An 11,980-nucleotide genomic window follows, 5' to 3' on the forward strand; every position below is an offset into this window, starting at 1 on the left:
ATGTTGAATTTCAGCCGCGAAGACGACGAGACAGGAGGCGATGCGCAAGCCGCGGCAAAACCGTCGCTCACCGTCGACATCGCCGACAAGACCTTTGTGTCGACGGACGGCGTCGCGCTGCCGGCCCTGAAAGATCTGTCCTTCGAGGTTCGCGCCGGCGAGTTCGCCTGCCTGCTCGGCCCCTCCGGCTGCGGCAAGACCACGACCTTGCGCATCCTGCTCGGGCTCGACCGCGACTTTTCCGGCTCTATCCGCCTGCCGGAGGGCGGCCGCATCGCGGCCGTGTTCCAGGAGCCGACGCTGTTGCCCTGGCGCAGCGTCGGGGACAATGTGCGTCTCGCCCTGCCGAAGCCGCTGCGCGGCAAGGATCTCACGCCGCTGTTCGACACGCTCGGCCTGTCGGCAATGCGAAAGCTGTTTCCGAGCGAACTGTCGCTCGGGCTGGCGCGCCGCGCCGCGCTTGCGCGCGCCTTCGCCACGGAGCCGGACATCTTGTTCCTCGACGAGCCCTTCGTGTCGCTCGACGAGCCGACCGCCGAGCGGCTGCGCCACCTGCTGCTCTCCGTCTGGTCGGAACGGCCGACGACGGCGCTGATGGTGACCCACAATCTGCGCGAGGCGCTGACGCTGTCGGATCGCATCATCGTCCTGTCGCAGCGCCCGGCGCATGTCCTAGGCTATTTCGACGTGCGCCTGCCGCGCAATTTTCGCAATCCGACGGTGATGACCGACCTCGTGCGGTCGTTCTACGAAAAGTTTCCGGGGCGCGCCTGATGCTCGCCGCCCGCATCGATCCGCTCCGCCGCAAATTGCTGGGCGGCTTCGCCTGCCTCGCCGCAGGCGCGATGCTGCCGCCCTGCTGCCTTGGCGCACGCGCGGCCAGCGGCGACCTGGCGCTGGTCGAGCTCGGCGACGGCGTCTTCGCGACACAGGGCGTCAACGAACTGACCACGCCGGAAAACCGCGGGGCAATCGCCAATCTCGGCGTGGTAGTCGGCGCAGAGGCGACAGCCGTCATCGACAGCGGTGGCAGCCTTGTCGAGGGCGAGGCGCTGCTCAAGGCGGTCGAGGGCGTCACCCAAAAGCCGATCCGCTACCTGATCAACACCCACATGCATCCCGACCATATTTTCGGCAACGCCGCCTTCCGCAGGACGGGCGCGACCGTGGTCGGCCACCAGAACCTGCCGGCGGCGCTGGAAGCGCGCGGCGCCTTCTACCTGCACAGTTTTCGCGAGCAGCTTGGCGAAAAACTGATGCAAGGCATCGAGATCATCCCGCCGACGCTGCTGGTGCAGGACCGGCTGGAGCTTGACCTCGGCGGCCGCACGCTCGAATTGTGCGCCTGGGGGGCCGCGCATACCGATAACGACCTCACCGTGCTCGACGTCAGCACCGGCACGCTGTTTGCCGGCGACCTCGTCTTTCTCGGCCACCTGCCGACGCTCGACGGCTCGCTGCTCGGCTGGATGCGGCAGCTCGATACGCTCGCCACCATCGGCGCCAAAACCGTGGTGCCGGGCCACGGGCCGGTGCCGTCGGCGTGGCCGCAGGCGCTGGACGCCGAGCGCCGTTATTTCGAGGCTTTGGCGACCGATCTGCGCAAGGCGATCAAAAACGGCGTGCCGCTGGCCGAGGCCGTCGAGACGGCCGGACTCTCGGAGCGTGGCAACTGGGCGCTGTTCGACGACTACAACGGCCGCAACGCCACAGCAGCCTATGCGGAACTGGAGTGGGAGTAGAAGAACCTCCTGGCTTCTCTCTCCCTCTCTCGTTCCCCTGATTTGCCAATCCCGCCGCCGAGGCCTATTATTCAAACCGGCCTGGGCACCACCTTTCTCCCGGTGGAGGCATGAGATGCGCTTTCAACTTCTCGCGGACCGGCGTTCCGGGTTCCGATGGCTTTCTTTGCTCGCGGCGATCATTCTGGCAATGGCCGGCCTTTCCGGCAAGGCATCCGCCCAGCAGACCATGGCCTCCTCCGACAAAATCTGGTCGGGCCTGAAGGGCGACGTGTTCGGCGACCGCGCCATATTGGCCGACACCGGCCTGGTGCGCATCGAGGCGCCGAAGCGCGCGCAGGACGCCGCCCTCGTGCCGGTCGACATCTATATCGATCCAGCGAAGGCGCCCGAAGGCGTGAAGGCCGTCACCATGATCATCGACGTCAACCCCGCGCCCGTGGCGGCGACCTTCACTTTCGGCAAGGATGCCGGCGTCACGCATCTGTCGACCCGCGTGCGCGTCAACGACTATTCGTGGATCCGCGCCATCGCCGAGACCGGCGGCGGCGAACTACACATGGCGCAGACTTTCGTGAAGGCTTCCGGCGGCTGTTCGGCGCCCGCGGTGAAGAATTCCAAGGAGGCGCTGGCCTCGATGGGACAGATGAAGCTGCGCCAGTTCCCGGCTGAAGAAGCCATGTCGAAGGCCGAGGAACTGCAACTGATGATCCGCCACCCCAACAATTCGGGACTGCAGCGCGACCCGCTGACGCAATATTTCATTCCGGCCCATTTCGTCCAGAAACTGTCGATCTCGCAGGAGGATCGGCCGATCCTGTCGATGGAGGGCGGCATCTCGATCTCCGAGGATCCCAACTTCCGCTTCGACTTCGACGTCAAAGGAACCGGCGATATCCGCGTCGAGGCGGTCGACACCGACGGCAAGGTTTTTAAGGACGAGTGGCCGCTGGAAGCGGCTGGCCTTTGACCGCGATCGGCCAGTTCAGGACGACCGGATGAACGGCTAGAAAGCTATCCGGCACGAGCGCCGGTTAAAAACACCTCACATCCGCCTCCGCCTGCGCCCGGCGCAGTTCCGAGCCCGCCGCCTTGGCCGGCGCGCTCTCGCGGAAAAGCCCGCCGGCCTCGCCGTTCAACTGGGCCATGCGCCGAAAAGTCTCCGCCCGCTCGTAATCCGCGTAGGGCATGATCGAGGCGATCACGTCGATCGAGCAGGAGCAGCGCTCCAGCGAATCGCGCGTCTGGCCGTTGGACTGCATGCAGCCCAGCACATAGTCGGCAAGCGCGGTGGTCGGATAGTCGCCTGCGGCGCCCGCGGGAACGCACCAAAGGACACTCGCCGCGAGGCAGAGCGACAGGGGCTTTGCTGGCCAGCGCATGAAAATTCCTCCACTTTGGACTGCGTGGCGTGCCGCCGGGCGGGACGGGGCGGATCGCTACGGCGAAGCGGCTTCCGCTCGCCGCTGGAACGCCGCGGCAATGATGTGGGGCAGATAGGACGAAAGGCTATAGGACCAAAGGAGGAATGGCGCAGCTTCCAATTTTCCTGCCGGCGCTGGCGCGCCAGCCTCTGTTGAACACGTCCTTGCGGAGCCTTTCCCGATACAGTCCAAATCATCGTCGCGGTGATCCTCCACGCTTCCAGGCAACACCAAGAAATCGGGAGGCCCACCCGTCCCTTGATAGTGTTCAAGATACAGCAGCCAGACCTGTTTCGGACTTGCGTTATACGCTCCGGAGCTCATCATCAGTGGAGATAGAGTACAACGAAACAATTTTAGATTTTATTCGACATATATTGCGCTGCACAATCACCGATATTGCAGTGCAACACCAACAGGGGGCTTTTTGCTTGCCTGCCTCATCCAAATGACATAGGTTTTTCGTGTTTCCGGCTTCAAAGGGCGTCACCGTCATAGGGAGCGGTGACCGTCTTTCGTAGGCCAAGCGGATGGGCAGTAACGGTGCCCTCTGTTCATTGGCTTAGGTCGTGACACGCTGCCGGAAATACTTCCCACTACTTGAATCGCTTGGGCGAGCCCTTGTGGCAAGACAACCGATTCCTGCATGTGAACCCCGGGAGGATTTTCGATGCGTGTACTTAAGAAAGCCACCCTCGTTCCATTGACCGCGGCGCTGATTTGCAGCGCTTCGGCCTTTGGCGCGTGGGCGAACGACGACTTGCAGAAGCTTGCCTCTGACCCCAAGAACTGGGCGATGCCGACAGGCGATTATGCCAATACGCGTTACTCGAAGCTGAACCAGATCAACAAGGACAACGTCAAGAATCTGCAGGTCAAGTGGACGTTCTCAACCGGCGTCCTGCGCGGCCATGAGGGTGGGCCGCTGGTGATCGGCGACGTCATGTATGTCCATACACCGTTCCCCAACATCGTCTATGCACTGGACCTCAACAACGACGGCAAGATCCTCTGGAAATATGAACCCAAGCAGGATCCGAACGTCATCCCGATCATGTGCTGCGACACCGTCAACCGCGGCGTGGCCTATGGCGACGGCAAGATCATCCTGAACCAAGCCGACACGATGCTGACGGCGCTCGACGCCAAGACCGGCAAGGTCGTGTGGTCGATCAAGAACGGCGACCAGACCGACGGCGGCAAGGGCGAATCCTCGACCCATGCTCCGATCGTGATCAAGGACAAGGTCATCGTCGGCATCTCCGGCGGCGAGTTCGGCGTGCGCGGCTGGGTCGCGGCCTACAATCTGGCCGACGGCAAGCAGGTGTGGCGCGGCTATTCGATGGGCCCGGACGCCGATACGCTTCTCGATCCCGAGAAGACCACCAGCCTCGGCAAGCCGGTCGGAAAGGACTCCGGCACCGGCACATGGGAAGGCGAGCAGTGGAAGACCGGCGGCGGCGCCACCTGGGGCTGGTATGCCTACGATCCGAAGTCGAACCTGGTGTTCTACGGCTCCGGCAACCCGTCGACCTGGAATCCGGTGCAGCGTCCTGGCGACAACAAGTGGTCGATGACCATCTTCGCCCGCGATGCGGACACCGGTGTCGCCAAGTGGGTCTACCAGATGACCCCGCACGACGAGTGGGACTATGACGGCATCAACGAGATGATCCTCGTCGACGGCATGGAAGTGAACGGCGCCAAGCACGACGTTCTGGTCCACTTCGACCGCAACGGCTTCGCCTACACCATGGACCGCAACTCCGGCGAACTGCTCGTCGCCAAGAAATACGATCCGGCCGTGAACTGGGCGACCGAAGTCGTGATGGACAAGAACAGCGACCAGTATGGCCGCCCGCAGGTCGTCGCGAAATACTCGACCCAGCAGAACGGCGAGGACGTGAACACCACCGGCGTCTGCCCGGCGGCACTCGGCACCAAGGACCAGCAGCCGGCCACCTATTCGCCGAAGACCGGCCTGTTCTACGTGCCGACCAACCACGTCTGCATGGACTACGAGCCGTACAAGGTGAGCTACACGGCCGGCCAGCCCTATGTCGGCGCAACCGTGGCCATGTATCCGGCGCCGAACAGCCATGGCGGCATGGGCAATTTCATTGCCTGGGACGCGGCCAAGGGTGAGATCGTCTGGTCGAAACCCGAGTTGTTCTCGGTGTGGTCAGGCGCTCTGGCGACCGATGGCGATGTCGTCTTCTACGGAACGCTGGAAGGCTACATCAAGGCGGTCGATAAGGACGGCAAGGAACTCTACAAGTTCAAGACTCCGTCCGGCATCATCGGCAACGTCAACACCTACGAACATGGCGGCAAGCAGTACATCGCCATTCTGTCGGGTGTCGGCGGCTGGGCAGGCATCGGTCTTGCGGGCGGTCTGCTCGCTCCCGAGAACGCCGCCGCATGGCATGGCGCGGTCGACCAGGGCCGCGAGCAGGGCGACGAGGCCGCATCGGTCGGCACCGCAGGTCTGGGTGCGGTCGGCGGCTACGCCGGTCTCGCCGAATACACGACGCTGGGCGGCCAGCTCACCGTCTTCGGTCTCCCGGACTGATCTTCGGCGGGAACCATGACCACGCCTGCACCTTGTAAAGGTTGAGGCCAGAGAAACGAGAGCCCGGCTCGATACGACCATGGGTCGGGCTCTCGATTTCGCCAACCACAACGCACCTGTCACCGCCGCACTCCGACAGCCAAGCTGTGTCCGTGGCGAAACCAACTCAGAGGTTCGTAATGAAGTTTCGTGCCGCGCTCTTCGCCTGTCTCCTGTTGCCCGTCGCCGGCCATGCCTTCGCGCAGAGCACCAGCGAACCCGATACCAAGGAGAAGGCAGCGGCGGTCGGCGACGACGGCGGCAAGTATACGGACGCCAACGGCAATCCGACGTTCAAGATCCAGGACGACGGCACGGTCGACTGGTACACCTTCAGCGGCTACCGGCGCTTCAATTCCGACTGTCACGTCTGCCATGGGCCGGACGGCGTCGGCTCTACCTACGCCCCCGCCCTCGTCGAATCCATCAAGGTCATGGATTACGGCACATTCCTGTCGATCGTCGCGGAGGGCCGCAAGAACGTCGGCGGCGGCAAGGAAAACGTCATGCCGGCCTTCGGTGAAAACAAGAACGTTTATTGCTACATGGACGATCTCTACATCTACCTGCGCGCACGCGCCGTGGGCGACCTGCCGCGCGGCCGGCCGGCCAAGAAGGCCGACAAGCCGCAGGCGGCCAAGGATGCGGAAGCATCCTGCATGGGTGGATGAAATGACATTCCGCGGCGCCACCAAGCTCATCGCATCGCTCGCGCTCAGCGCAGCGATGGCCGTGCCGGGTTCAGCGTTCGCTCAAAGCGCGGGCGTGGGCGCCGCCGGCGAACTGGTCGATCCCGATGTGCTGCGCGTCTGCGCCGATCCATCCAACATGCCCTTCACCGACCAGAGCGGCCAGGGTTTCGAGAACAAGCTCGCCGAATTGGTCGCCGCCAAGACCGGCCGCAAATCCGTCTCCTACACATGGTTCCCGATGGTGATGGGTTTTGTGCGCAACACGCTGCGCGCCAACCGCTGCGACATCATCATGGGTTACGCCCAGGGCGACGAGCAGGTGCAGAACACCAACGCCTACTACCGCTCGGCCTACGTCCTGATGTTCAAGAAGGGCAGCGGCCTCGAGGGCGTCGAAACGCTCGAGGACCCGAAACTTGCCGACAAGCGTGTCGGCGTGGTGCAGAGCACGCCGCCCGCCTCCAACATGGCCAAGGCCCATCTCATGAAGAAGGCCAAGGTGTACGGGCTGATGGTCGACACCCGGTTTACCGACTCGCCGGCCGAACTGATGATCAAGGACATTATGTCCGGCGAGATCGATGCCGCTGTGGTGTGGGGTCCGATGGGCGGCTATTACGCTAGGTCCAATCCCGATATCGCCGTGGTGCCGCTGATCAAGGACAAGGCCGGCTCGCGCATGGCCTACCGCATCACCATGGGCGTGCGCCCCTCCGATCAGGAATGGAAACGCACGTTAAACCGGCTGATCAAGGACAACCAGGCGGAGATCAACACCCTGTTGCTCGGCTACGGTGTGCCTTTGATCGACGAACAGGACAAACCGATCACGCAATAGACGCGGCGGACCGATCGGCATGAGGAGCGAAGGATGGAGAAAGGAGGCGTTTCTGATCGTGGCGGCCGGCCTCCTCGGCTGGGCCGCTCCATCCCATGCGGACGGCGTTCCGGAGCCTGCCGGCTACCGGATGGAGGACTATCGCGGGCCCGTGCCGGAAACGCTGCGAGGGGCCAAGGTCGTGACGACCGAAGAGGCCGAGACGCTGTGGCGGGAAAAGAAGGCGGTGTTCTTCGACGTCATGCCGAACGCGCCCAAGCCGGCCAATCTTCCGAAAGGCACGATCTGGCGGGACAAGGTCAGGCGCGACATACCGGGCAGCATCTGGCTGGCCAATGTCGGTTACGGCGCGATCAACGCGGAGACGGCCGCCTATTTCCGCTCTGGAATCGAGGCGAATGCCGGCTCGGACAAGTCGAAGCCCATCCTGTTCTATTGCATGACCGATTGCTGGATGTCCTGGAACGCAGCGAAGCGGGCGGTGGAATGGGGATACGCTTCGGTGCTCTGGTATCCGTCCGGTTCGGACGGATGGGAGGGCGCAAACCTGCCGCTGGAGGAAAACAGGCCCTATGAGATCAAGGAACTAAAGTAGACTGAAACACGCCACATTTGTATGTTTTCGTAGTTGCACTCACGTAATTATTCGTTTGTCCATTTTCGACTGATGGACGGGTCGCCGCGTAACGGTGCCTCGCGGCGGCAAGTATGGCGAGGTCCGGCCCTTGGGCCGGAACAACAGGAGGAACGCATGAAGAAAAGCTGGAAGAAGCCCACAATGTGCCAGGTAGCCGCCGGCATGGAAATCTCGCGGTATCTGCCTGCCGAGATCGCTCCCAAGAAATAAGCCGCTGCGGCGCGTGGCCCTGTCGGCAGGGCCACGCGCCGTCCACTACCGCATTACTGGTTCAAGGAATGAACTCGCGATATTTTCGCGGGGCGTGAGTTTTTGGCCGGTTCACAAGCTGAGAATGGATTTCGGCCATGCGCCTGAAGATCGTCGGATCGGCGGCAGGCGGCGGGTTTCCGCAATGGAACTGCAATTTTCGTCTGAGCCGGGCCGCGCGCGCGGGAGAACAGGGTTTTGTCCCCCGCACCCAGTCCAGCCTTGCCGCCTCGGCGGACGGCAACGGCTGGGTGTTGTTCAACGCCTCCCCCGACGTCCGCCAGCAGATCGCCGCCACGCCGGAGCTTCAGCCCGCGCCGGAAGCGCCTCTGCGCTCGACCCCGATCCGTGCGGTGGTGCTTACCAACGCCGATGTCGATCATGTCGCCGGCCTGCTCAGCCTGCGCGAGCGCGAGCCGTTCGCAATCTACGCCAGCCGGCGGGTGCTTGACGTGCTCGCCGCCAATTCCGTCTTCAACGTGCTCGATCCGAAGATCGTGCCGCGCCGGCTGCTGCCGCCCGACGAGACCGTCCCCATCCGCGACGCCCAGAACCGGGAGACGGGCGTGAACGTCGAGAGCTTTTCGGTCCCCGGGAAGATCGCGCTTTACCTGGAGGACATCAGCCGTCCCGACGCGGATTTCGGCTCGCAGGACGGCGACACGATCGGCGTGCGCGTTTCGAACGGCCCCGGTCCGTCCGCCTTCTACATCCCCGGCTGCGCCCGCATCGACGAGCGCCTGCGCATCCGCCTGGACGGCGCTGCCTGCCTGCTGTTCGACGGTACCGTCTTCACCGATGACGAGATGATCGCCGCGGGCGTCGGCAAGAAAACCGGGCAGCGTATGGGCCATCTCGCCATGTGGGGCGAACATGGTTCGGTCGCCGCGCTTTCCGGGCTGAAGATCGGGCGGCGCGTCTTCGTCCACATTAACAACACCAACCCGGCGCTCGACGACCATTCGCCCGAGCGCGCCGCGCTCCGCGCCGCGGGATGGGGCGTCGCCCACGACGGCATGGAGATCGTGCTGTGAGTATCGGCGGAGGGGACAGTTTTACCCGGTCCACTCGGAAACCCGAAAACGGCCTGGGAGATATGCGGCCGAACAGGCACAAGTGCAGGGGACAGTTTACTTTTTTCGGCCCGCGCGACTTCTGGACTGCTGCGGCCTTTCTGCCGAAAGAAAGTAGACTGTCCCCTGCGGCTACCCTTCGAGCATCGGCCACGCGCGAACGGTTTTCGGGTTTCCGAGTGGACCGGGTATTACTTTCTTTCGGCCGAAAGGCGGTAGCGGTTCAGATCTGGCGCGGGCCGAAAAAAGCAAACCGTCCCCGGCACGTGCGCCTGCCGAGTCGCGCGCGGAGGTCCACATGAACGTCATGACCATCGCGCCCCGCAGCTTCCACGACGCCGCCACGGACGGCCTCACACCAGCCCAACTCGAAACGGTTCTTCGCCAGGTTGGCGCCGAGCGCTACCACAACCGCCACCCCTTCCATCACAAGATGACCTCCGGAGCCTTGTCGAAACTGGAGATGCGGGCCTGGGCGCTCAACCGCTACTGCTACCAGGCTGTGATCCCGCGCAAGGACGCCACAATTCTTGCCCGCGCCGAGGACCCCGCCTTCCGCGCCGAATGGCGCAAGCGCATCGAGGACCATGACGGCGACGACGGCTGGAGCGGCGGCATCGCCCGCTGGCTCTATCTCGCCACCTCGCTGGGCCTCGACGCCGACGCCGTCAAAAGCGAGCGCTTGGCTCTGCCGGCCACGCGTTTCGCCGTCGGCGCCTATCTCTCCTTCTGCGCCAACCGCACGCTGCTTGAGGCCGTCGCCTCGTCGCTGACGGAACTGTTTTCCCCCGTCATCATCGGCGAGCGCGTGCCGGCGATGCTGGCGAAATACGACTACATCACGGACGACACGCTCGCCTATTTCAAGAAACGCCCCGAACAGGCGTCGCGCGATTCCGACTTCGCGCTGGCCTATGTCGTCAGCCACGCCGACACGCCGGAGCGTCAGCAAAGCGTGATCGACGCGCTGGTGTTCAAATGTGATATATTGTGGGCCATGCTCGACGCGCTGGAACACGCCTATGGCGGCGCCGGCCACATCCCGCCGGGAGCGTACAGGGAGGATGGGACGTGATAGAGAGACACACGCCCCCTCCACCGCCTTCGGCGGTCCCCCTCCACCGCTTCGCAGGGGAGGAACCGCCGGTGCCGGTTGATCCTCCCCCGTTTACGGGCGAGGGGGACCTCCGAAGGCGGTGGAGGGGGCATGCCACCATAAACGGGAGCCCCCTCCCATGATCCCCCAACAGCCCTCCCCGCGCGGACGTGCTCTCGTCTCGCTCCACTCCATCCCTGCCCTGCCCCGCCACGTGCGCATACAGTACGACCCGGTTCGCCAGGCCGACGCGGTGCTTTCGCCCGAAAAAGTGTTCTGGCCGAACGATATCAGCCTCGACATCCTGCGCCGCTGCGACGGCCGCACCACGGTCGCGCAGATCGTCGCCGGCCTCGCCGCCGAATACGACGCTCCGGAAACCGACGTCTCGGCCGACGTCATAAATTTCCTCCAGGAATGGTCCGACAAACTTCTGGTGAAGCTATGACCGAGCTCCTGCCCCCCATCGGCATGCTGGCGGAACTCACCCACCGCTGCCCGCTGCAATGCCCCTATTGCTCCAATCCGACCGAGCTCCTCAAAGCAAATCGCGAGCTCGATACCGAAACCTGGCTCTACCTGTTCCGCCAGGCCGCCGATCTCGGCGTTTTGCAGGTCCACCTCTCCGGCGGCGAACCGACATTGCGCCGCGACCTCGAGCAGTTGGTCGCCGGCCTTGCCGCGCGCGGCGTCTACACCAACCTGATCACCGCCGGCGTCGGCATCGCCGAGGGCCGCATCGAGGCGCTGGCCGAGGCCGGTCTCGACCATCTCCAGCTCAGCTTCCAGGGCGCAAAACCCGCCACCACCGAACTCGTATCCAACCATGCCGGCAGCCATGAGAAGAAGCTGGAGACAGCGCGTCGGGCGCGCGCCGCCGGCCTGCCGCTCACCGTCAACGCGCCGATCCACCGCCACAACATCGAGGAGGTGCCGGCCTTCATCGAGCTGGCGCTGTCGCTGGGCGCCGAGCGGCTGGAGATCGCCAACGTGCAATATTCGGGCTGGGCGCTGGTCAACCGCGACACGCTGATGCCCGACCGCGCGGCGGTCGACCGCCAGGCCGAAATCGTCGAGGAAGCGCGCGAAAAACTCATCGGCATCCTCAACATCGACTTGGTCACGCCCGACTATTTCGCCACCTACCCGAAACCCTGCATGGGCGGCTGGGCGCGCGACGCCTTCATGGTGGCCCCCGACGGCACCGTGCTGCCCTGCCATGCCGCCGCCTCGATCCCGCATCTCACCTTCGAAAAATTCGGCGAGCGCACGCTCGCCGAAATCTGGCGCGATTCGCCCGCCTTCAACTCCTTTCGCGGCACCGACTGGATGCAAAACCCCTGCAAGAGCTGCGAGCGGCGCGAGATCGACTGGGGCGGCTGCCGCTGCCAGGCCATGGCGATTGCCGGCGACGCCGCCGCCACAGACCCCGCCTGCGCGAAATCACCCCTGCACGCCCGCATGGCCCGTCTGATCGGAGAAGCACAGGCGAGCGCGCGCGTAAGGCGCGACGAACCTTTCGTCTACCGCCGCATCGGCGCGGCGGCGCGGCGGAGGGAACTGGTGGAGTGAGCCTGCCTGAAGCCTTATTTCAGTCGACCGGGCTTCGTCGTGGTCA

At 64.2% G+C, this 11,980-nt stretch carries 12 protein-coding genes; 11 read left to right on the plus strand and 1 reads right to left on the minus strand.

Going from position 1 to position 11,980, the window contains the following annotated elements:
* The 3 genes from ABMA59_RS06960 (at position 1) to ABMA59_RS06970 (ending at position 2,712) form a co-directional block, all read left to right on the plus strand.
* Positions 1 to 774, plus strand: coding sequence for an ABC transporter ATP-binding protein (locus ABMA59_RS06960; RefSeq protein WP_349004582.1), 774 nt, complete (start codon positions 1 to 3; stop codon positions 772 to 774).
* A complete protein-coding gene (locus ABMA59_RS06965; protein ID WP_349004583.1) occupies positions 774 to 1,742 on the plus strand; it encodes a quinoprotein relay system zinc metallohydrolase 2 in 969 nt (322 codons plus the stop codon). Before ABMA59_RS06960 ends, ABMA59_RS06965 begins: the two co-directional genes overlap by 1 nt.
* Positions 1,743 to 1,857: 115 nt before the next feature.
* Positions 1,858 to 2,712, plus strand: coding sequence for a quinoprotein dehydrogenase-associated SoxYZ-like carrier (locus ABMA59_RS06970; RefSeq protein WP_349004584.1), 855 nt, complete (start codon positions 1,858 to 1,860; stop codon positions 2,710 to 2,712).
* A 64-nt stretch (positions 2,713 to 2,776) separates the two neighbouring features.
* Here ABMA59_RS06970 and ABMA59_RS06975 read toward each other — a convergent pair whose 3' ends face one another.
* Positions 2,777 to 3,124, minus strand: a complete 348-nt coding sequence (locus ABMA59_RS06975) for a hypothetical protein (RefSeq protein ID WP_349004585.1) — start codon at positions 3,122 to 3,124, stop codon at positions 2,777 to 2,779.
* Positions 3,125 to 3,836: 712 nt separating this feature from the next.
* On the opposite strand from ABMA59_RS06975, the gene ABMA59_RS06980 reads away from it, so the two are divergent.
* From ABMA59_RS06980 to pqqE, 8 genes are all read left to right on the plus strand, one after another.
* On the plus strand, positions 3,837 to 5,738 hold the full coding sequence (locus ABMA59_RS06980) for a methanol/ethanol family PQQ-dependent dehydrogenase (protein WP_349004586.1): 1,902 nt from the start codon (positions 3,837 to 3,839) through the stop codon (positions 5,736 to 5,738).
* Positions 5,739 to 5,917: 179 nt separating this feature from the next.
* A complete protein-coding gene (locus tag ABMA59_RS06985; RefSeq protein ID WP_349004587.1) occupies positions 5,918 to 6,448 on the plus strand; it encodes a c-type cytochrome, methanol metabolism-related in 531 nt (176 codons plus the stop codon).
* Position 6,449: 1 nt separating this feature from the next.
* Positions 6,450 to 7,307 carry a substrate-binding domain-containing protein gene (locus tag ABMA59_RS06990; RefSeq protein WP_349004588.1) on the plus strand — a complete coding sequence of 286 codons (858 nt, stop codon included), beginning with the start codon at positions 6,450 to 6,452 and terminating at the stop codon, positions 7,305 to 7,307.
* Between the two features lie 19 nt (positions 7,308 to 7,326).
* On the plus strand, positions 7,327 to 7,902 hold the full coding sequence (locus tag ABMA59_RS06995; RefSeq protein ID WP_349004589.1) for a PQQ-dependent catabolism-associated CXXCW motif protein: 576 nt from the start codon (positions 7,327 to 7,329) through the stop codon (positions 7,900 to 7,902).
* 389 nt (positions 7,903 to 8,291) lie between these two features.
* The gene (pqqB, locus tag ABMA59_RS07000; protein ID WP_349004590.1) at positions 8,292 to 9,227 is read left to right on the plus strand and encodes a pyrroloquinoline quinone biosynthesis protein PqqB; all 936 of its coding nucleotides are present in this window, start codon (positions 8,292 to 8,294) and stop codon (positions 9,225 to 9,227) included.
* A 346-nt stretch (positions 9,228 to 9,573) separates the two neighbouring features.
* Complete coding sequence (pqqC, locus tag ABMA59_RS07005) at positions 9,574 to 10,341, plus strand: pyrroloquinoline-quinone synthase PqqC (protein WP_349004655.1); 768 nt, start codon at positions 9,574 to 9,576, stop codon at positions 10,339 to 10,341.
* A gap of 160 nt (positions 10,342 to 10,501) precedes the next feature.
* The gene (gene pqqD, locus ABMA59_RS07010; RefSeq protein ID WP_349004591.1) at positions 10,502 to 10,810 is read left to right on the plus strand and encodes a pyrroloquinoline quinone biosynthesis peptide chaperone PqqD; all 309 of its coding nucleotides are present in this window, start codon (positions 10,502 to 10,504) and stop codon (positions 10,808 to 10,810) included.
* Positions 10,807 to 11,934, plus strand: a complete 1,128-nt coding sequence (gene pqqE, locus ABMA59_RS07015) for a pyrroloquinoline quinone biosynthesis protein PqqE (RefSeq protein ID WP_349004592.1) — start codon at positions 10,807 to 10,809, stop codon at positions 11,932 to 11,934. Before pqqD ends, pqqE begins: the two co-directional genes overlap by 4 nt.
* The last annotated feature ends 46 nt before the right edge of the window (positions 11,935 to 11,980 follow it).

The sequence above is a fragment of the Mesorhizobium yinganensis genome, from assembly GCF_040081985.1.
GTDB lineage: Bacteria > Pseudomonadota > Alphaproteobacteria > Rhizobiales > Rhizobiaceae > Kumtagia > Kumtagia yinganensis.